The 20,905-nt window shown below is 60.2% G+C and carries 18 protein-coding genes; 15 read left to right on the forward strand and 3 right to left on the reverse strand.

Features of this window, described 5'->3' with window-relative positions; genetic code table 11:
• Positions 1 to 195 precede the first annotated feature (195 nt).
• From MEB48_RS25555 to MEB48_RS25620, 14 genes are all read left to right on the forward strand, one after another.
• The gene (locus tag MEB48_RS25555; protein WP_237886576.1) at positions 196 to 1,818 is read left to right on the forward strand and encodes a methyl-accepting chemotaxis protein; all 1,623 of its coding nucleotides are present in this window, start codon (positions 196 to 198) and stop codon (positions 1,816 to 1,818) included.
• Positions 1,818 to 2,354 (forward strand): chemotaxis protein CheW, encoded by a 537-nt coding sequence (locus MEB48_RS25560; protein ID WP_237886577.1) that lies wholly within the window; start codon positions 1,818 to 1,820, stop codon positions 2,352 to 2,354. Before MEB48_RS25555 ends, MEB48_RS25560 begins: the two co-directional genes overlap by 1 nt.
• Positions 2,351 to 3,637 (forward strand): CheR family methyltransferase, encoded by a 1,287-nt coding sequence (locus MEB48_RS25565; RefSeq protein WP_237886578.1) that lies wholly within the window; start codon positions 2,351 to 2,353, stop codon positions 3,635 to 3,637. The genes MEB48_RS25560 and MEB48_RS25565 overlap by 4 nt, the downstream gene beginning before the upstream one ends.
• Positions 3,634 to 4,317, forward strand: coding sequence for a chemotaxis protein CheW (locus tag MEB48_RS25570; RefSeq protein WP_237886579.1), 684 nt, complete (start codon positions 3,634 to 3,636; stop codon positions 4,315 to 4,317). The genes MEB48_RS25565 and MEB48_RS25570 overlap by 4 nt, the downstream gene beginning before the upstream one ends.
• Complete coding sequence (locus tag MEB48_RS25575) at positions 4,314 to 6,602, forward strand: hybrid sensor histidine kinase/response regulator (protein WP_237886580.1); 2,289 nt, start codon at positions 4,314 to 4,316, stop codon at positions 6,600 to 6,602. The genes MEB48_RS25570 and MEB48_RS25575 overlap by 4 nt, the downstream gene beginning before the upstream one ends.
• Positions 6,599 to 7,609 (forward strand): chemotaxis response regulator protein-glutamate methylesterase, encoded by a 1,011-nt coding sequence (locus MEB48_RS25580; protein WP_237886581.1) that lies wholly within the window; start codon positions 6,599 to 6,601, stop codon positions 7,607 to 7,609. Before MEB48_RS25575 ends, MEB48_RS25580 begins: the two co-directional genes overlap by 4 nt.
• A gap of 48 nt (positions 7,610 to 7,657) precedes the next feature.
• Positions 7,658 to 8,659: a diguanylate cyclase domain-containing protein gene (locus tag MEB48_RS25585; protein WP_237886582.1), complete on the forward strand. Its 1,002-nt coding sequence runs from the start codon at positions 7,658 to 7,660 to the stop codon at positions 8,657 to 8,659.
• Positions 8,660 to 8,765: 106 nt separating this feature from the next.
• Positions 8,766 to 9,861 (forward strand): peptide chain release factor 2 gene (gene prfB, locus MEB48_RS25590; protein WP_141228962.1). Its coding sequence is split into 2 segments (ribosomal slippage): positions 8,766 to 8,837 and positions 8,839 to 9,861, totalling 1,095 coding nucleotides; the frame shifts between segments, so codons are not numbered across the junction.
• Between the two features lie 103 nt (positions 9,862 to 9,964).
• Positions 9,965 to 11,467: a lysine--tRNA ligase gene (lysS, locus tag MEB48_RS25595; RefSeq protein WP_237886583.1), complete on the forward strand. Its 1,503-nt coding sequence runs from the start codon at positions 9,965 to 9,967 to the stop codon at positions 11,465 to 11,467.
• 104 nt (positions 11,468 to 11,571) lie between these two features.
• Positions 11,572 to 12,288, forward strand: coding sequence for a TetR/AcrR family transcriptional regulator (locus MEB48_RS25600; RefSeq protein WP_237886584.1), 717 nt, complete (start codon positions 11,572 to 11,574; stop codon positions 12,286 to 12,288).
• A gap of 160 nt (positions 12,289 to 12,448) precedes the next feature.
• Positions 12,449 to 13,003 carry a hypothetical protein gene (locus MEB48_RS25605; protein ID WP_237886585.1) on the forward strand — a complete coding sequence of 185 codons (555 nt, stop codon included), beginning with the start codon at positions 12,449 to 12,451 and terminating at the stop codon, positions 13,001 to 13,003.
• A 36-nt stretch (positions 13,004 to 13,039) separates the two neighbouring features.
• Complete coding sequence (locus MEB48_RS25610; protein WP_052967470.1) at positions 13,040 to 14,317, forward strand: flavohemoglobin expression-modulating QEGLA motif protein; 1,278 nt, start codon at positions 13,040 to 13,042, stop codon at positions 14,315 to 14,317.
• 150 nt (positions 14,318 to 14,467) lie between these two features.
• Positions 14,468 to 15,382 (forward strand): alpha/beta hydrolase, encoded by a 915-nt coding sequence (locus tag MEB48_RS25615; protein WP_237886586.1) that lies wholly within the window; start codon positions 14,468 to 14,470, stop codon positions 15,380 to 15,382.
• Positions 15,379 to 15,708 carry a hypothetical protein gene (locus MEB48_RS25620; protein ID WP_237886587.1) on the forward strand — a complete coding sequence of 110 codons (330 nt, stop codon included), beginning with the start codon at positions 15,379 to 15,381 and terminating at the stop codon, positions 15,706 to 15,708. Before MEB48_RS25615 ends, MEB48_RS25620 begins: the two co-directional genes overlap by 4 nt.
• 122 nt (positions 15,709 to 15,830) lie before the next feature.
• Here the strand turns inward: MEB48_RS25620 and MEB48_RS25625 are convergent, their stop codons facing one another.
• The 3 genes from MEB48_RS25625 to MEB48_RS25635 all read right to left on the reverse strand — a co-directional run bounded on the left by MEB48_RS25625 (position 15,831) and on the right by MEB48_RS25635 (position 17,722).
• On the reverse strand, positions 15,831 to 16,619 hold the full coding sequence (locus MEB48_RS25625) for an OmpA family protein (protein ID WP_237886588.1): 789 nt from the start codon (positions 16,617 to 16,619) through the stop codon (positions 15,831 to 15,833).
• A gap of 56 nt (positions 16,620 to 16,675) precedes the next feature.
• On the reverse strand, positions 16,676 to 17,089 hold the full coding sequence (locus MEB48_RS25630; protein WP_237886589.1) for a DUF4398 domain-containing protein: 414 nt from the start codon (positions 17,087 to 17,089) through the stop codon (positions 16,676 to 16,678).
• Positions 17,090 to 17,395: 306 nt separating this feature from the next.
• Positions 17,396 to 17,722, reverse strand: coding sequence for a pilin assembly protein (locus MEB48_RS25635; protein WP_237886590.1), 327 nt, complete (start codon positions 17,720 to 17,722; stop codon positions 17,396 to 17,398).
• A gap of 309 nt (positions 17,723 to 18,031) precedes the next feature.
• On the opposite strand from MEB48_RS25635, the gene ppc reads away from it, so the two are divergent.
• Entirely contained in the window at positions 18,032 to 20,662 is a 2,631-nt protein-coding gene (gene ppc / locus MEB48_RS25640) for a phosphoenolpyruvate carboxylase (RefSeq protein WP_237886591.1), read from the forward strand.
• The last annotated feature ends 243 nt before the right edge of the window (positions 20,663 to 20,905 follow it).

A 20,905-nucleotide genomic window follows, 5' to 3' on the forward strand; every position in this document is an offset into this window, starting at 1 on the left:
GGCGGTGTGTCAGGCAACAGATTTTTTCTGGCTGGACGTCATCGCGACAACTTTCCCAATGACCGATCCACGGTCCGTTTCTGCCGAATCCCGGCTTTTTTTCGGCAGGATGAGAAGCGGAGCTCAGCGTCTGATAAATGAAACACCGCCCTCGGCTATACTCCCCCGCAATTTGAACCGCACCGAGGACTGACTGTGAAGAACTGGACGTTGCGCCAACGCATTTTGGCGAGCTTTGCGGTAATTATCGCGATCATGCTGTTGATGGTCGTGGTGTCCTTTTCCCGGCTGATGAAGATCGACGTCAGCGCAGAAAGGGTCCGCACCGATGCGGTGCCCGGGGTGTATTTCAGCTCGATGATGCGCGGTGCCTGGGTCGACAGTTACAACCTGACCCAGCAGATTGTCGGCCTTTCCGGACGTCGCGAAATAACACCCGCCGATCACGCCATGTACAAGAGCTTCGAAGAGCGCTTGAACGAACAGATGGCCAGCTACCGCAAGACTATTTTTACACCGGAAGATCAGGCCACATTCGACAAATTCGAAGCGTACCATCAGCTCTTCAATCAAGAATTGACGAACGTCATCGACCTCTATCAGCGCAAAGAGTACGAACCCGCGCGTCTTGCCCTGGAGCAAAAGCTCACCTCGGCCTGGGTTAATGGGCGCCAGCAATTGAATAAGCTCATCGAGCATAATCACAATCTGGCTGAAGAATCCACGCTGGCCATTAGTGACGCGGTGACGACCGCCAAAATCAGTATGGGCGTCTCTTTGCTGGTGGCGATCATCGTCGCCGGCCTCTGCGGTCTGCTGCTGATGCGCGCGATCATGGCGCCGATGAATCGCATCGTGAATATCCTCGAAATCATGCGCACGGGTGATCTCAGCAGCCGCCTGGATCTTGACCGCAAGGACGAGTTCGGTGCAGTGGAAACCGGTTTCAACGACATGATGACCGAGCTAACCTCGCTGGTGTCCCAGGCGCAGCGCTCCTCGGTGCAGGTCACCACGTCGGTCACGGAAATCGCCGCGACGTCCAAGCAGCAGCAGGCCACCGCCACCGAAACCGCCGCCACCACCACCGAAATCGGTGCGACATCGCGGGAAATTGCCGCCACCTCGCGGGATCTGGTGCGCACCATGACCGAAGTCTCCACCGCCGCCGATCAGGCCTCGGTGCTGGCCGGCTCCGGTCAACAAGGCCTGGCGCGCATGGAAGACACCATGCATTCGGTAATGGGCGCGGCGGATCTGGTGAACGCCAAACTGGCGATCCTCAACGAGAAGGCCGGCAACATCAATCAAGTGGTGGTGACCATCGTCAAAGTCGCCGACCAGACCAACCTGCTGTCCCTGAACGCCGCGATCGAAGCGGAGAAGGCCGGTGAATACGGTCGCGGGTTTGCCGTGGTCGCCACCGAAGTGCGGCGTCTGGCGGACCAAACCGCGGTGGCCACCTACGACATCGAGCAAATGGTGCGTGAGATCCAGTCGGCGGTATCGGCCGGGGTCATGGGCATGGACAAGTTTTCCGAAGAAGTGCGCCGTGGCATGTCCGAGGTGCAGTCGGTGGGCGAGCAACTGTCGCAGATCATCCATCAGGTCCAGGCGCTGGCGCCTCGGGTGTTGATGGTCAACGAAGGCATGCAGGCCCAGGCCACCGGCGCCGAGCAGATCAACCACGCACTGGTGCAGTTGGGCGATGCCAGCAGCCAGACTGTCGAGTCCCTGCGACAGGCCAGTTTTGCTATCGATGAACTGAGCCAGGTGGCCGTGGGGCTGCGTGGCGGCGTCTCGCGATTCAAAGTCTGATGAGCGAACTTGCGGCCAAACGCGGCACGGTGATGCCAGCGAAGCAGTCGTTGTTTCTGGTGTTCCGCATCGGCAACGAGCGTTACGCCCTGCAGGCCATCGAGGTGGCCGAAGTGCTGCCGCAGCTGCCGTTGAAACCGATTCCCCGGGCGCCGGACTGGGTGGCCGGGGTGTTCGCCTGGCGCGGCGCGGTGGTGCCGGTGATCGACCTCAGTGCCCTGACGTTCGGTCAACCGGCCCAGGCCCGCACCAGCACTCGGCTGGTGTTGGTGCATTATCGGTCGGATGAGGCGACACCTGCGCAATTGCTCGGGCTGATCCTGGAGCAGGCCACCGATACGTTGCGCTGCAACCCGGCGGATTTTCAGCCTTATGGCCTGGACAATCGCCAAGCGCCGTACCTCGGGCCGGTGCGCGAAGATGCCCAGGGTTTACTGCAATGGGTGCGGGTTGCCGATTTGCTGGACGAACAGGTCCGCGCCTTGTTATTTCCCTCGCCGCCGCGGGACCTGGCGCAGCTTGAGGAGCAGGGATGAGCAGCGATCAACGGTTTTTCGATTTCCTCAAGGAACGCATCGGTCTCGATGTGGGCTCGGTCGGCCCGGCGATCATCGAACGCGCGGTGCGCCAGCGCATCACGGCGGCTCGGGCGCTGACGGCCGATGAGTACTGGCACACCTTGCTGGGTTCGCGCGACGAACAACAGGCGTTGATCGAAGCAGTGATCGTCCCCGAGACCTGGTTTTTCCGTTACCCGGAATCCTTTGCCACGCTGGCGAAACTGGCAATTAAACGGCTGGCCGCTATCAATAACATGCGCGCCCTGCGAATTCTCAGCCTGCCGTGTTCCACCGGCGAAGAGCCGTACTCCATCGCCATGGCATTGCTCGATGCCGGACTGGCGCCGCACCAGTTCAAAGTCGACGGCATGGATGTCAGTCCGCTGTCGGTGGAAAAGGCCAGGCTGGCGCTGTACGGCAAGAACTCGTTTCGTGGTCAGGACATCGACTTTCGCGAGCGGCATTTCACAGCTGAAAACGACAACTATCGTCTTAGCGGACGCGTGCTTGAGCAGGTGCGTTTACAGGTCGGCAATCTGCTGGATCCGGCGTTGCTGGCCAGTGAGCCACCTTATGACTTCGTGTTCTGCCGTAATTTGCTGATCTATTTCGATCAGCCAACCCAGCAGCAAGTGTTCGAAGTGCTCAAGCGTCTGACCCACGTCGATGGTGTGCTGTTTATCGGGCCGGCGGAGGGCAGTTTGTTGGGGCGTTTCGGCATGCGCTCGATCGGCGTCCCGCAATCGTTTGCCTTCAGTCGTCAAAGTGCGCCGGAATCGCTCGCGACCTTCGTGCCGACGCCGCTGCCGCTGCCGGTGCAACAACCGGTGCGCAGTGTGGCACCGCCGCCAGTGCGCAGTCGGCCTTTCGCGACGGTCGTCCCTATGCCTCAGGCTCCCAAAGCCACACCTTCGCAGGCCTCCTCTTCAGACGCCGCCACGCTGCTGGCGAACATCGCCGCGCTGGCCAACGAAGGCAAAAGCTTGGATGCCCGCGTCGCGTGCGAAAGTTTTTTGCGCAGTCACGAGCCGGTGGCTCAGGTGTTCTACTGGCTAGGGCTGCTGAGCGATGTCGCCGGCAGCGCGCTCGAGGCCCAGGGCTTTTATCGCAAGGCGTTGTACCTCGAACCGCAACACCCCGACGCATTGATGCACTTGGCCGCCTTGCTCCAGTCTCAGGGCGACACGGCCGGTGCCAGACGATTGCAGGCCCGCGCCGCCCGCAGCGAGCGCGCCGCTGACAGTGAGCGTAAACGATGAACGCCGCCGACACTTTGAGCGTCACCCATGAAGATGCCCAGGCCATCGACGACTGCTGGAACCGCATCGGTATCCACGGCGACCAGTCCTGCCCGCTGCTGAGCGAGCACATTCATTGCCGCAATTGCGCAGTGTATTCGGCCGCCGCCACGCGCTTGCTCGACCGCTATGCGTTGCAGCAGGACGACCGCGAGCAAGTCTCCACAGTGGCCGGGAGTGATGTGGAAACTCGCTCGCTATTGATGTTTCGCCTCGGCGAAGAATGGTTGGGCCTGACCACCCGCAGCCTGGTCGAAGTGGCGCCGCTGCAGGCGATTCACTCCTTGCCGCATCAGCGCTCCCGGGCGTTGCTCGGCGTGGCGAATGTGCGCGGTGCCTTGGTGGCGTGCCTGTCGCTGGTGGAGCTGCTGGGGCTCGACGGCACCAGTGGCGTGGCGTCCGGCGCGCGGGTGATGCCGCGGATGCTGATCATCTCCGCCCATGGCGGGCCGGTGGTGGTGCCGGTGGACGAGGTGGATGGGATTCACGCCATCGACGAGCGCATTCTCGATGCGGCGTCCCGGTCCGGCACCCAGGCCAGCGCCAAATACACCCGTGGCGTCTTGCAATTCAGAGGTCGCAGTCTGCGTTGGCTGGATGAAGAACAGCTGCTGTCCGCCGTGACCCGGAGCCTGACATGACCCCCGAGCAAATGCGTGACGCTTCTTTGCTGGAGCTGTTCAGCCTCGAAGCCGAGGCCCAGACCCTGGTACTGAGCGCAGGTCTTTTGGCGCTTGAGCGCGATCCGACCCAGGCCGATTACCTTGAGTCGTGCATGCGCGCAGCCCATTCGCTCAAGGGCGCGGCACGGATTGTCGGTGTCGATGCCGGGGTCAGCGTCGCCCATGTGATGGAAGATTACCTGGTCAGCGCCCAGGAAGGGCGCTTGCACCTGCGGCCCGAACACATTGATGCACTGTTGCAAGGCACCGATCTGCTGATGCGGATTGCGACGCCGGGCAACGCTCCGGCGCCTGCGGATGTCGAGGCTTACGTCGTCTTGATGGGACGCTTGCTTGATCACATGGCGGCCACTGCCCCCATGACGCCACCCATGGCAGAACTTCAGCTGGAACCGCCGCCGCCCAAGGTTGAGCCGCCCATGTCGGCCGCCACCGAGGCCCCTCCGGCAACGCCCGTCGAGCCAGCGGCCACGACTAAACGCACCACTGAAAGTGGCGAACGCGTGTTGCGCGTCACGGCCGAGCGCTTGAACAGCCTGCTCGATCTGTCGAGTAAATCCCTGGTGGAAACCCAGCGGCTCAAGCCGCATCTGGCCACCATGCAGCGCCTTAAACGCATGCAGAGCAACGGCCTGCGGGCGCTGGAAAGTCTCAACGTCCATCTCAAGGGCCATGCCTTGAGTCTCGAAGCTCAGGAAGCCTTGGGCGATGCCCGCCGATTGCTGGCCGAGTCCCAGCAATTGCTGGTGGAAAAAAACGCCGAACTGGATGAATTCGCCTGGCACGCCAGCCAGCGCGCACAGGTGTTGTATGACACGGCGCTGGCCTGTCGCATGCGGCCGTTCGCCGACGTGCTGAGCGGGCAAGTGCGCATGGTCCGCGATCTCGGCCGCAATCTCGGTAAACAGGTGCGGCTGGAGATCGAGGGCGACAAGACTCAAGTCGATCGCGACGTTCTGGAAAAACTCGAAGCGCCGCTGACGCACCTGCTGCGCAATGCGGTGGATCACGGCATCGAAACCCCCGAGCAGCGGCGGTTGGCCGGCAAACCGGAAGAAGGCGTGATCCGTCTGCGAGCGTCCCATCAGGCCGGTCTGCTGGTGTTGGAACTCAGCGATGACGGCAATGGTGTTGATCTGGAAAAACTTCGCCGCAACATCGTCGAGCGGCAGTTATCCCCAGCCGAAACCGCCGCCCAGTTGAGCGAAGAAGAGCTGCTGACCTTCCTGTTTCTGCCGGGTTTCAGCCTGCGCGACGCGGTTACCGAAGTGTCCGGGCGCGGCGTCGGGCTGGATGCGGTTCAGCACATGGTCCGTCAGTTGCGCGGCGCTGTGGTGCTGGAGCAAACGGCGGGCGAGGGCAGTCGTTTCCATCTCGAAGTGCCGCTGACGTTGTCGGTAGTGCGCAGTCTGGTGGTGGAAGTCGGTGACGAGGCCTATGCCTTCCCGCTGGCGCACATCGAGCGCATGTGCGACCTGGCGCCGGAAGACATCGTGCAGGTCGAAGGCCGGCAGCATTTCTGGCATGAAGGCCGGCATGTCGGGCTGGTCGCCGCCACTCAGCTGTTAAATCGCCCGGCGAGCCAGAACAGCGCGCAGACCCTCAAAGTCGTGGTCATCCGCGAGCGAGATGTCATTTACGGGGTGGCAGTCGAGCGGTTTATAGGCGAACGGACGTTGGTGGTGCTGCCGCTGGACGAGCGTCTGGGCAAGGTGCAAGACATTTCCGCCGGAGCCTTGCTCGATGACGGCTCGGTGGTGCTGATCGTCGACGTCGAAGACATGCTGCGTTCGGTAGACAAACTGCTCAATACCGGGCGACTGGAGCGCATTGCCCGGCACGCCAATCTGGCCGTCGAAGCGGCGCGTAAACGGATTCTGGTGGTGGACGACTCGCTGACCGTTCGTGAGTTGCAGCGCAAATTGCTGCTCAATCGCGGCTATGACGTGGCGGTGGCGGTGGACGGTATGGATGGCTGGAATGCCCTGCGTTCGGAGGATTTCGATCTGCTGATCACCGACATCGACATGCCGCGCATGGATGGCATCGAGCTGGTGTCTTTATTGCGTCGCGATAATCGCCTGCAATCCCTGCCGGTGATGGTGGTGTCCTACAAGGATCGCGAAGAAGACCGCCGCCGTGGCCTCGACGCCGGAGCCGACTATTATCTAGCCAAAGCGAGTTTTCATGATGACGCTTTGCTGGATGCAGTGGTTGAGCTCATTGGAGGCGCGCGGGCATGAAAATCGCTATCGTCAATGACATGCCCATGGCGGTAGAGGCTTTGCGCCGCGCCTTGGCGTTCGAACCGGCACACGAGGTGATCTGGATCGCCGGCAATGGGGCCGAGGCGGTGCAACGTTGCACCGAGTACACCCCGGATCTGATCCTGATGGATTTGATCATGCCGTTGATGGACGGTGTGGAAGCGACCCGGCGAATCATGGCCGAGACTCCGTGCGCGATTGTCATTGTCACGGTCGACCGCGAGCAGAATGTGCACCGGGTGTTCGAAGCCATGGGCTACGGCGCGCTGGATGTGGTCGATACCCCGGCTATCGGGGGCGGCAATCCTCAGGAAGCCGCCGCACCGCTGCTGCGCAAGATCATGAACATTGGCTGGCTGATCGGCGACAAGAGCAATCGGGTGCGATCGACACCGAGCTCGCACCGTCACTCGTCCTCGCGCCAGCATTTGGTGGCCATCGGTTCATCCGCGGGCGGGCCGGCGGCACTGGAAGTGCTGCTTAAGGGCCTGCCTCGAGATTTTTCGCCGGCCATCGTGCTGGTCCAGCATGTGGATCAAGTGTTCGCTGCGGGCATGGCCGAATGGCTTGCCAGCGCCAGTGGCCTGGACGTGCGCCTGGCCCAGGAAGGCGAACCGCCACGAAGCGGCACGGTCTTGCTCGCCGGTACCAATCATCATATTCGCCTGCTGAAAAACGGCACGCTGGCCTACACCGCCGAACCGGTCAACGAGATCTATCGGCCTTCGATCGATGTGTTTTTCGAGAGTGTGGCCAGTTATTGGAGTGGTGACGCCGTAGGCGTTCTGCTGACCGGTATGGGGCGCGACGGCGCGCAGGGGCTTAAACTCATGCGCCAACAGGGCTACCTGACCATCGCTCAGGACCAACAAAGCAGTGCGGTGTACGGCATGCCGAAGGCGGCCGCGGCCATCGACGCGGCTGTGGAAGTTCGCCCACTGGACAAGATAGCGCCACGATTGCTGGAGATTTTCTCAAAATGACTATCATTAGCAGCAATCGTGGCCAAAGCAGTACTCAGGTGACCGCACATGAATGATTTACAGCTCGACGACTTCAAAACCGACGAAAACGCCGCCATGGTGTTGTTGGTGGACGATCAGGCGATGATCGGCGAGGCGGTGCGGCGTGGTCTGTCGAATGAAGAAAACATCGACTTCCATTTCTGCGCCGACCCGCACCAGGCCATCGCCCATGCGGTGCGCATCAAACCGACGGTGATCCTTCAGGATCTGGTCATGCCCGGCCTCGACGGCCTGAGCCTGGTGCGTGAATACCGTAATCACCCGGCGACCAAGGACATACCGATCATTGTCCTGTCGACCAAGGAAGACCCGTTGATCAAGAGCGCTGCGTTTGCCGCCGGTGCCAATGATTACCTGGTCAAACTGCCGGACAACATCGAACTGGTGGCGCGCATCCGCTATCACTCGCGCTCCTACATGACCCTGCTGCAGCGTGACGCGGCCTATCGCGCGTTACGGGTCAGCCAGCAGCAGTTGCTCGACACCAACCTGGTGCTGCAACGCTTGATGAACTCCGACGGCCTGACCGGCCTGTCGAACCGTCGGCATTTCGACGAATACCTGGAGCTGGAGTGGCGGCGTTCGCTGCGGGATCAGACCCAACTGTCATTGCTGATGATCGACGTCGATTACTTCAAGTCCTACAACGACAGTTTCGGCCACCTCGAAGGCGATGAGGCTCTGCGTAAAGTCGCCACGGCGATTCGCGATGCCAGCGCCAGGCCATCGGACTTGCCGGCCCGCTACGGCGGTGAAGAATTCGTCCTGGTCCTGCCCAACACCTCGCCGGGCGGCGCACGGCTGGTGGCGGAAAAACTGCGCCTGACTGTCGCTGCGTTGAAAATTCCGCACATTTCCCCGACCGAAGGTTCGAGCCTGACCATCAGCATCGGCCTCTCGACCATGACCCCGCAGCCGGGCAGCGATTGCCGGCAATTGATCTCGGCGGCGGACAAGGGGCTGTACCTGGCAAAGAACAATGGGCGCAATCAGGTGGGGATTGAATGAACCATAAGGTTCATTCACCGCTAAAGCCGCCAGGCGGGCTGCCTTGACAGCCTGATTACGTTATACTCGCCGGCTTTCAAAAGTTCGCCAACGAGTGCTGCCCGCCATGGAAATCAACCCGATCCTTAACAGTATCAAGGACCTGTCCGAGCGCTCCGAAACTATTCGGGGGTATCTTTGACTACGATCAAAAGCATGAGCGTCTGACTGAAGTCAATCGCGAGCTTGAAGATCCGTCTGTCTGGAACAACCCGTCGTACGCTCAGGAACTGGGCCGCGAGCGGTCGCTGCTGGCTCAGATCGTCGAAACCCTCGACGAAATGCACAGCGGTCTGGCCGATGCCAAAGACTTGCTGTTGATGTCCGCCGAAGAAGAAGACCAGGCCGCCGTCGATGACGTCGCAGCCGAAGTCGAGCGCCTGCGCGAGTCCCTGGAAAAACTCGAATTCCGTCGCATGTTCAGTGGTGAGATGGACGCCAACAACGCCTACCTGGATATCCAGGCCGGCTCCGGCGGTACCGAGGCTCAGGACTGGGCCAACATCCTGCTGCGCATGTACCTGCGCTGGGCTGACAAACGCGGTTTCGACGCGACCATCATGGAGCTGTCGGCCGGTGAAGTCGCCGGTATCAAAGGCGCTACCGTGCACATCAAGGGCGAATACGCCTTTGGCTGGCTGCGTACCGAAATCGGCGTGCACCGTCTGGTTCGCAAGAGCCCGTTCGACTCCGGCAACCGTCGTCACACCTCGTTCTCGGCCGTGTTCGTGTCGCCGGAAATCGATGACAACATCGAAATCGACATCAACCCGTCAGACCTGCGCATCGACACCTACCGCTCCTCCGGTGCCGGTGGTCAGCACGTTAACACCACCGACTCGGCCGTACGGATTACCCACGTACCGACCAACACCGTGGTCAGCTGCCAGAACGAACGTTCCCAGCATGCGAACAAAGACACCGCGATGAAAATGTTGCGGGCGCGTTTGTATGAGCAGGAAGTGCAGAAGCGCAACGCCGCTTCCCAGGCGCTGGAAGACACCAAGTCGGACATCGGCTGGGGTCACCAGATCCGTTCGTACGTGCTCGATGCCTCGCGGATCAAGGATCTGCGTACCAACATCGAACGCAGCGACTGCGACAAGGTGCTCGACGGCGACATCGACGAATACCTGGAAGCCAGCCTGAAACAAGGGCTTTAACGCACGCCCTACGGGGGTCAATACGACCCTGTAGGAGCGAGGCTTGCCCGCGAACCCCGGCGAATGCCGGGGGCAACGAACCCGTGATGGAATATTTAAAGACATGAGCGACCTACAACTCGACCCGCAAGCCCTGCAACAGGAAGAAAACTCCCTGATCGCCCTGCGCAAGGAAAAGCTTGCTGCCGAGCGCGTCAAGGGCAATGCCTTCCCGAACGACTTCCGCCGCGACAATTACTGCGAAGATTTGCAGAAACAGTACGCGGACAAGACCAAGGAAGAGCTGGCAGAGGCTGCAATCCCGGTCAAGGTTGCCGGTCGCATCATGCTCAACCGTGGCTCGTTCATGGTGATCCAGGACATGACCGGGCGGATCCAGGTTTACGTCAACCGTAAAACCCTGTCCGAAGACACCCTGGCCGCGGTGAAAACCTGGGACATGGGGGACATCATCGCCGCCGAAGGCACCCTGGCCCGTTCCGGCAAAGGTGACCTGTACGTTGAAATGACCCACGTGCGCCTGCTGACCAAGTCGCTGCGCCCGCTGCCGGACAAACACCACGGCCTGACCGATACCGAACAGCGCTACCGCCAGCGTTACGTTGACCTGATCGTCAACGAAGACGTACGCCAGACCTTCCGCGTTCGCTCGCAAGTGATTGCGCACATTCGCAGCTTCCTGATGAAGCGTGACTTCCTGGAAGTGGAAACGCCGATGCTGCAAACCATCCCAGGCGGTGCGGCGGCCAAGCCGTTCGAGACGCATCACAACGCGCTGGACATGGAAATGTTCCTGCGTATCGCGCCTGAGCTGTACCTCAAGCGCTTGGTAGTCGGTGGTTTCGAGAAAGTGTTCGAGATCAACCGCAACTTCCGCAACGAAGGCGTTTCGACGCGTCACAACCCTGAATTCACCATGTTGGAGTTCTATCAGGCTTACGCCGACTACGAAGACAACATGGACCTGACCGAAGAGCTGTTCCGCGAACTGGCGCAGCTGGTTCTGGGCAGCACCGACGTGCCTTACGGCGACAAAGTGTTCCACTTCGGCGAACCGTTCGTGCGTCTGTCGGTGTTCGACTCGATCCTCAAGTACAACCCTGAGCTGACCGCTGACGACCTGAACGACATCGACAAGGCTCGCACCATTGCCAAGAAGGCCGGCGCCAAGGTGCTCGGCTTTGAAGGTCTGGGCAAACTGCAGGTGATGATTTTCGAAGAACTGGTCGAGCACAAGCTGGAACAGCCGCACTTCATCACTCAGTACCCGTTCGAAGTGTCGCCACTGGCCCGTCGTAACGACGACAACCCGAACGTCACCGACCGTTTCGAACTGTTCATTGGCGGTCGTGAAATCGCCAACGCCTACTCCGAGTTGAATGACGCGGAAGACCAGGCCGAGCGTTTCATGGCGCAGGTGGCTGACAAGGACGCCGGTGACGACGAAGCCATGCACTACGACGCCGACTTCGTTCGCGCGCTGGAGTACGGCATGCCGCCGACCGCCGGTGAAGGGATCGGTATCGATCGCTTGGTGATGTTGCTGACCAACTCACCGTCGATCCGCGATGTGATCCTGTTCCCGCACATGCGCCCGCAAGCGTAAATGTTTCAATTAAAAAGCCGCCGATAACAGGCGGCTTTTTATTGCCTGTCTGGTACAAACGTATCAATTGGTTACTTTTGACGTTTTAGAGAGGAATACCTGTCGTGAATCGTGCAATGGCTCAAGAAGGTGCAGCGGATATCGCCACTGCGGTCGCTGAAAGTGTTCAGTACCAGGGCCGCAAGGCCAGCCGACAGGGCAGCGAACAGCGTCGACAGGACATTCTCGACGCGGCGATGCGCATTGTCGTGCGCGATGGCGTGCGGGCCGTACGGCACCGTGCAGTGGCCGCTGAAGCGGGTGTGCCGCTGTCGGCCACTACGTACTATTTCAAGGACATCGATGACCTGCTCACCGATACCTTCGCGCAATATGTGGAACGCAGCGCGGCGTACATGGCCAAGCTGTGGGTGAACAACGAAGGCTTGCTGCGCGAGATGGTGATCGGCGGCGACGGCAGTCAGGAGTCGCGCTCGCAACTGGCGGACGATATTGCACGGCTGATGGCCGACTATGTTCATCGGCAATTGCTCAATCGTCGCGAACACTTGATGGCCGAGCAGGCGTTCCGTCAGGAGGCGCTGCTAAACCCGCGCCTGGCGTTGTTGGTACGCTCCCATCAGCAAATTCTCCTGCAGGGCACCTGTCAGCTTTTCGAAGTATTGGGTTCCCGTGAGCCACAACAGGATGCCAAAGTGTTGACGGCGATTATCGGACGGATGGAATATCAGGGCCTGCTCAACGACGCCGAGCCTGTGGCCGAAGAGGAAATGCTCGGCATCCTCAACCGCTACATGCATTTGGTGTTGGCGTCGGTGTAACCCCAGTGTGGTAACTCAACCCTGTGGGAGCGGGCTTGCTCGCGAAAGCGGTTTAACATTCAACATCTTTGTTGTCTGACACACTGCCTTCGCGAGCAAGCCCGCTCCCACAAGGTCGGTGACCATTTGAGGTCGGCGTTGTGTTCATAGGGAGTGTTGAATGAAAGCCTGGCGCGTCATGGTGATCGCCTTGTCGATCTTGCTGCTCAGTGGTTGCCTAGTGACTTTCAAGGAGCCGCTGCCCGCCAGCGAGCCCGCGCCCCAAGGGTTGCTCGGCAGATGGACCAGCACCAATGCCTGGGGCGAGCCGATGAACCTGGAACTGACGCGCATCGGCGACAATCGCTATCAGGCGGTCAGCTACTTCAAGGCCAAGCCCCATGAGCGTGAAGCCTATCCCTTCACCGTGTCGCGCCATGGCAATCGCTGGTACCTGTCGGCGAAGGTGCCGGCGCAGTTCGGCGGGAATTTCACCATCACCGGTTTCGAACTCAACGATAAGCACGAACTGGTGGTCTACAACCTCGACCTCGAGCAGATCAAACAGGCCATGGGCCAAGAAGCCCTCAGTGGCGAACGCTTCCAGACCGATGACGGCGACGGGGTGTTGATCAACAACAGCCTGGATCAGGTGTTTGCCTACCTCGATGATCCGGCCAATTCCGATGTGTTCGTCGAAGCGGTGCGCTACCAGCGCCTGGCCAAAACCAAATAAACCCAGCACGTAACGGTTTTACTACAGGAGTTTCGGGTGGACGAATACCAGCAGACGATACGCATTTTGTCCGATCGCATAGTGCTGGCGCAGACGCCGATTCGCGTTCTGGATGCGGTCAAGTGGGACGACAGCATTCGCAAGGGGTTCTTCAAAGGCAAGGGCAAGGAAATGCCGGCCGTGGACCGCGACTACTACCTCAATCGACCGCTGGCATTTGACTCCAGCAAAGTGAAGCTGGAATTCCAGAACATCGAGCGCGACATCACCCGTCAGCTCGGCCAGTTCAACCCGGTCGGGCAGATCATGCGCCGCATGTGCAAGGAATACCGCATGGTGGTGCGCATGCTCGAAGCGCGCGGCACCGAGGATTTCGGTCTGATTTCACAGGAATTGTATGGCGCAGCGTCCGATGCATTCCACGCTGGCGACCCGACCCTGGCCGACCTGGGCCTGATGCTCTCCGATTACCTGAACAACATCGATGGCCGTGGCGACCTCAAGGACGAACCGAAAATCCTCACCGCCAAGGAAGCCGTCGACCTGCTGCAACATCGGTTGAACAAGGTGTTTGGCGAAAACGAGGAAACCATTCGGGTATTCGAATCCGACGGGATCGTCGCCGATGCCGCAGCCGGCGCTGACTACATCAAGATCCGCGCCGACGCGATGTTCAACGACCGCGACGTGCGTGCGCTGGAAGTCCACGAAGGGCTGGTACATGTGGGCACCACGCTTAACGGGCTGAATCAGCCGATCTGTACCTTCCTGTCCAAAGGCCCGCCATCGTCCACCGTGACCCAGGAAGGCTTGGCGATCCTGATGGAAATCATCACCTTCGCCTCCTACCCGAGCCGCCTGCGCAAACTGACCAACCGCACCCGCGCCATTCACATGGTGGAAGAGGGCGCGGACTTCTTGCAGATCTACGATTTCTTCTGTGAGCAAGGCTTCGAAATGGCCGAAAGCTATGGCAATGCCAGTCGGGTTTTCCGCGGCTCCGTGCCGACCGGTCTGCCATTTACCAAAGACTTGTCCTACCTCAAGGGCTTTATCATGGTTTACAACTACATTCAGTTGGCCGTGCGTAAAGGCAAATTGGAGCAGATACCACTGTTGTTTTGCGGCAAGACCACGCTGGAAGACATGCGGACCTTGCGCCAATTGGTGGACGAAGGCCTGGTGGTGCCGCCCAAGTACCTGCCCGACCAATTCCGCGACATGAACGCGCTGTCAGCCTGGATGTGCTTCTCCAACTTCCTCAACCACCTGAGCCTTGACCGGATCGAAGCGGATTATTCCAATATCCTCTAACGATGACGCACTCCAAATGTGGGAGCGGGCTTGCTCGCGAAAGCGGTGTGTCAGTCGACATCAATGCTGGATGGAAAACCGCTTTCGCGAGCAAGCCCGCTCCCACATTGGGTCGTATTCCAACTCCCTATTTTCGCGAGGCTTCACCGGATGAGAATCCTCGGTATCTTTTGTCTGCTCCTGACCCTCGGCGGTTGCGACTCTCTGTTGTTCTACCCCGAGCCCGGCCAGCCATTCACCCCGGCAAAAGCCAAACTCGAATTTCGCGACGTCACCCTGACCACCGCTGACGGTCTTAAGCTGCATGGCTGGTGGCTGCCGGCGAAAAAAGGTGTCGAGGTCAAAGGCACGGTGCTGCATTTGCACGGCAACGGCGGCAACCTGGCGTGGCATTTGGGTGGGAGCTGGTGGTTGCCGGAGCAGGGCTATCAAGTGTTGCTGGTGGACTATCGCGGGTACGGCTGGTCCGAAGGTAAACCGGCGTTGCCGGCGATCTATCAGGACATCGACGCCGCGTTCAAATGGCTTGACCAGGCTCCAGAGGCCAAGGGCAAACCGCTGATCCTTCTCGGTCAGAGCCTTGGCGGTTCGATGGCCGTGCATTTCCTGGCCCAACATCCCGAGCGCCAGCGCCAACTCAAGGCTTTTGTGCTCGATGGCGTGCCGGCCAGCTACCGCGATGTCGGGCGTTTCGCCCTGAGCACGTCATGGATGACCTGGCCGTTCCAGGTGCCGTTGTCCTGGTTGGTGCCGGACGGCGACAGCGCGATCCATTCCATGAAGAAGCTCAACGGCGTACCGAAACTGCTCTATCACAGTATTGATGATCAACTGGTGCCCCTTTCCAACGGCATCCGACTGTATCAAGCTGCGCCGCCGCCGAGAGTGCTGCAACTGACCCGTGGCGGACATGTGCAAACCTTCGCCGACCCGGTCTGGCAGAAAGTCATGCTGCGTTACCTCGAAGACCCACAGCATTTCAATGGCCTGCGCCGCCTGGGCGAGATCCCGAATTACCCGGCACCCCCGAATTCTGAAGATGAACCACCAGAGAGTCCGCAATGAGTGAAGAACGTAACGCCATCCCGCTGATCATCACCGGTATTTGCAGCATCCTCGGCACCGTTGCCGCCCTGTGGTGGTACGGCTACCTGCACTTCGCCAAACCCGAAGATGCGCTGCTGCTCAGCGACTTCACCATGCTCAAGACCGTGCCGGGGGAAGACTACAAGGTTTCCCTGGAACCGGCCCCGCAAGTGGCCCAGTGCATCGATGGCGTGCTGGTACTGTTCGACACCGACCAGAAAGGCCTGACCGGCGTGCTGATCAACAGCAAGAAAAAAGCCGTGCGCTGCATGGGCGAGGAAACGCCGCAAAAACTTGAGCAATAAACATCCTGTAGGAGCCAGGCTTGCCGGCGAAGAACGATAACGCGGTCTAGCAGATACACCGAGTCATCGTTCTTCGCCGGCAAGCCTGGCTCCTACAGGGGCATTTGCGTTACCACAGGTATTTAATTCGAGCTGATCGCCGAACGCGGAATAACCGGCTGGTTGTCATTGGAAATGGTCACTTCCACCCGACGGTTCATCGCACGTCCCGAGACGCTGGAGTTCTCCGCAACCGGGTATTCCTTGCCATAACCCTGGACCACGATGCGCGCCGGGTCGACACCCATCTTGATCAGGGCTACTTGCACCGAGGTCGCGCGGCGCTCGGACAGCGACTGGTTGTACGACGCCGAACCAGTGCTGTCGGTGTAGCCTTCGACAATCACTTTGCGGTCCGGGTGTTCCTGAAGGAACTGCGCCAGTTTGCTGATGTTCATCAGGCCGTTGGACTTCAGGTCAGCCTTGTTGGTGGCGAACAGTACATCACCGAAGGTCACCAGCGTGCCGCGATCGGTCTGTTTGGCGTTCAGGCTGTCCTGCAACTGCTTGATCTGTGCGTCGCGGGCCTCCAGGCGAGCCTGGGCCCGTTGTGCCGCGGCATTTTTCAGGTTGTTTTCAGCGGTGCGCAGGGCGATGGTCTGTTTGGCCACTTCAACACGCTGATTGGTCAGGTAAGCCAGTTGGTCGACCTTGGCCTGGTCTTCCCGATCCAGGTAAGCCTTTTCGGCCTTGTCCAGGTATTCGCTGGCGTCTTTGGTTTCCAGCGCCGCAACTTTGCTCGCCTGCGGGTCGGCTTGCAGGCCGGTGTAATTGGTACGGGCTTGTTCCAGGTTCGCGTTGGGCGGTGTAGAGCAGGCAGCCAGTGCAACACTGGCGGCCAGGAGGGCGGGGATCATCAATTGATTGCGCATAATGGTTCGTCCTTTCTATCGATAAGCGTTTCAGGTTTGAAAGTCGGAATGCGCGCTTACTGCACGGGGCGCTGACTTTCCTGACGCAGTTCCTGAACACCTTTCTGGGCGTCCTTCACAGCCTGTTCGGCTTTCATCGCCTGAGCCTTGCGCTCGGCGACACGGGCGTCCCACTCGGCTTGCTCGGCCAGCATTCTGGCTTCGTCATACTTTTTGTCGTGCATGGCGATTTCGGCTTGTTTGAGCTTGTCCTGAGCGGCCTTCATTTCCACGGCGGCGAATTCGGTACCGCCGGCGCTGACGGCGTCGTTCACGGCAGATTGGGTCACGGCGTATTGCTCGCTCGGCGGATTGCCGGCGCAACCGGCCAGAACTAAGCTGCCGCCGATGGCCAGGGCAGCCAGTTTGAGACTGCGCAGATGGATGAACGAGGATGAGACAGTGCTGGTCTTCATGGTCTTCAACTCCATTGGATAACTCCTGAAAAACATCTGAATCCATCCTGGGCAAGGAGCCGCAACCTTCAATTTCCAGAGCGTTTTTAAACGGCCGTCCCAGGCGTGGTTATTGGGTTGACCCGAAGTTTTTTTTAAAAGTTCAGAGAAGATGGCTTTTCGCCCGAAAAACTTTGACCGAGCGGACAAGGCTCTAAATCGGGAATTTTAGCGATGTGCAGCGGTATGCCCGAGCATTTCATGGCTTGGGAACATGCAATTATCGAAGGATATGCAAGCCCGCTCCCACAAGTTCGGCGGAAAATTCAGTGTTTTTGTTTGTCAATCGGTCGATAAATCATGCAAATGACGACGGGACAAGGCGAGAAAACGCGGGGTCGCACCGACGTCTTCGTACAGCGGATCGCCTTCTTCATCGGTAGCCACCACCGTTGACCCTTTCACATACGGAAAGCTCGCTTCGAGCTCTTCTAGGGCGGCGCCGATCAGTTCGCCGAGCAGTTCTTCGGGGTGGCGCTTGGGGTACATCTCGATAATCGCCGCCAGCCGCGCGGCGGCTTCCACGTCCAGGCGAATCGTGTAGCCCGTGTCGGTCAGGCGACCCTTGGCGTTTTCTTCCCAATGTTTGGCGAGCTCGCGGATTTTCATGATGACCTCATTGCGCACCTGCTCGTGGCAGGCGGGGTGAGTGTCCGGCGGTGGCCGGCGGCAAGCCGTTGTACGGCTTCTTTGTTGAAACCAGCTTCAGTTGAAGTCCCTTCGTCTGCTTGTAAGAAGCGCTTTACGACGGCACTCTCTATGACAGAGCTTCTAACAACAAAGCATAGCCGCCAATGCCAGTGTAGGAGCCAGGCTTGCCGGCGAAGGCGTCCATGAGAGCGCCTTCGCCGGCAAGCCTGGCTCCTACGAAAAGCTGGCATTGAACATAGCCGCCGGATTTTCGCTGGAGAACCGCTGATGACCGATATTGATGCACGCTTGCGCGAGGACGTTCACCTGTTGGGTGAGCTGTTGGGCAGTACCATTCGTGAACAGTATGGGGACGACTTTCTCGACAAGATCGAGCAGATCCGCAAAGGCGCCAAGGCTGATCGTCGCGGTTCGATGGACGCCGAACTCAGCGCCAGCCTCAACCAGTTGAGCGAAGACGAATTGCTGCCGGTAGCGCGGGCGTTCAACCAGTTCCTGAATCTGGCCAATATCGCCGAGCAATATCAGCTGATTCACCGCCGCGAAGAATCGCAGCCCGCACCCTTCGAGGCTCGGGTGTTGCCGGAACTGCTCGCTCGCCTGCTGACTGCGGGTCATGCCCCTGAATCCCTGGCCCGGCAATTGGGGCGGCTGGAAATCGAGCTGGTATTGACCGCGCATCCCACCGAAGTGGCGCGTCGCACGCTGATCCAGAAGTACGACGCGATCGCCGCGCAACTGGCCGCCCAGGACCATCGCGATCTGACCAGCGCCGAGCGTGAGCAGATCAAAGTGAAGCTGCAGCGTCTGATCGCCGAAGCCTGGCACACCGAAGAAATCCGCCGCACCCGCCCGACACCGGTGGACGAAGCCAAGTGGGGCTTTGCGGTGATCGAGCACTCGCTGTGGCAGGCGATTCCCAACTATTTGCGCAAGGCCGATCAGGCCCTGCATGCTGCCACCGGCCTGCATTTGCCACTGGAGGCGGCACCGATTCGTTTTGCTTCGTGGATGGGCGGCGACCGCGACGGCAACCCCAACGTCACCGCCGCCGTGACCCGCGAAGTGTTGCTGCTGGCGCGCTGGATGGCCGCCGATTTGTACCTGCGCGATGTCGATCACCTCGCCGCCGAATTGTCGATGCAGCAGGCCAGTGACGCGTTGAAAGCCAAGGCCGGCGACAGCGCCGAACCTTACCGCGCGGTCCTCAAACAATTGCGTGAACGCCTGCGCGCGACCCGTAATTGGGCTCACGCATCCCTGACGGCAACCACGCCCGCGTCGGCCGATGTGCTGCAAAACAATCGTGACCTGCTGGAGCCGCTGGAGCTGTGCTATCACTCGCTGCATGAATGCGGCATGGGCGTCATCGCCGACGGCCCGTTGCTCGATTGCCTGCGCCGCGCGGTGACGTTCGGGCTGTTTCTGGTGCGCCTCGATGTGCGACAGGACTCGTCGCGCCACACGGCAGCCATGACCGAAATCACTGACTACCTCGGCCTGGGCCGTTATGAGGATTGGAACGAGGAAGAGCGCATCGCCTTCCTGATGCGCGAACTGAACAATCGCCGGCCATTGTTGCCGGCGTACTTCAAGCCGTCTGCCGACACCGCCGAAGTGCTGGCGACGTGCCGGGAAATCGCCGCGGCGCCGGGGGCCTCCCTCGGCTCGTATGTGATTTCCATGGCCGGCGCCGCCTCCGACGTGCTCGCCGTGCAATTACTGCTCAAAGAATCCGGCGTCTTGCGGCCGATGCGCGTGGTGCCGCTATTCGAAACCCTCGCCGACCTCGACAACGCCGGCCCGGTGATCGAAAAGCTCCTGCTGCTGCCGGGCTATCGCTCGCGCCTGCAAGGGCCGCAGGAAGTGATGATCGGTTATTCCGACTCGGCCAAGGACGCCGGCACCACCGCAGCGGCCTGGGCGCAATATCGGGCGCAGGAGCGTTTGGTGGATATCTGCTGCGAGCAACAAGTGGAGCTGTTGTTGTTCCACGGTCGCGGTGGCACCGTGGGCCGTGGTGGCGGCCCGGCGCACGCGGCGATTCTGTCGCAGCCGCCGGGATCGGTGGCGGGGCGTTTCCGCACCACCGAGCAGGGGGAAATGATTCGTTTCAAATTCGGCCTGCCGGACATCGCCGAGCAAAACCTCAATCTGTACCTCGCGGCGGTATTGGAAGCGACCTTGCTGCCGCCGCCACCGCCTGAGCCTGCCTGGCGCCATTTGATGGACGAATTGGCCGCCGATGGCGTCAAGGCTTACCGCGCCGTGGTGCGGGAGAATCCGCAGTTCGTCGAGTATTTCCGCCAGTCCACCCCGGAGCAGGAGTTGGGGCGTTTGCCTTTGGGCAGCCGCCCGGCCAAGCGCCGCGCTGGCGGGATCGAAAGCTTGCGCGCCATTCCATGGATCTTCGGCTGGACCCAGACGCGCCTGATGTTGCCGGCCTGGCTCGGCTGGGAAGCGGCGCTGAGCAAGGCGCTGGAGCGTGGCGAGGGTGAGTTGCTGGGGCAGATGCGCGAGCAGTGGCCGTTCTTCCGTACCCGCATCGATATGCTGGAAATGGTGCTGGCCAAGGCCGACGCCGATATCGCCCAATCTTACGATGAGCGCCTGGTCGAGCCGGATCTGCTCCCTTTGGGTGCGCATTTACGCGACCTATTGTCGCAGGCCTGTGCGGTGGTACTGGGGTTGACCGGTCAGTCGCAGCTACTGGCACATAGCCCAGCCACCCTTGAATTCATCCGCCTGCGCAACACTTATCTCGACCCGCTGCATCTATTGCAGGCCGAATTGTTGGCACGTTCGCGGCAACAGGATGTGGCCCAGGGTAGCCCGGTAGAACAGGCGTTACTGGTGTCTGTGGCGGGGATTGCCGCCGGTTTGCGAAATACTGGCTAAGGTTTTTGTCGTGGGGGACAGGCACCCGGCGCGAGCGTCGAGTGCCTGTTGGCGAGCGGTCGAAAAGGTCTGTCAGGCGACAGTTAATGATGGGGTTGCGACTTGGGGTACCTCTTTGCAAGGTCTCCTCTGGCGCGGGTTTCTCCGACTTTCGGCGGCTTGTGTGGGCAGGGCCTGCTGTGTATCTTGATCAGCCTTTGGCCGTTTGGGCGGTCGCGATCCTATTTTTGAGATTGGCCCCAC

Source organism: Pseudomonas sp. PGPR40 (assembly GCF_022014505.1).
In the GTDB taxonomy this organism is placed as follows: domain Bacteria; phylum Pseudomonadota; class Gammaproteobacteria; order Pseudomonadales; family Pseudomonadaceae; genus Aquipseudomonas.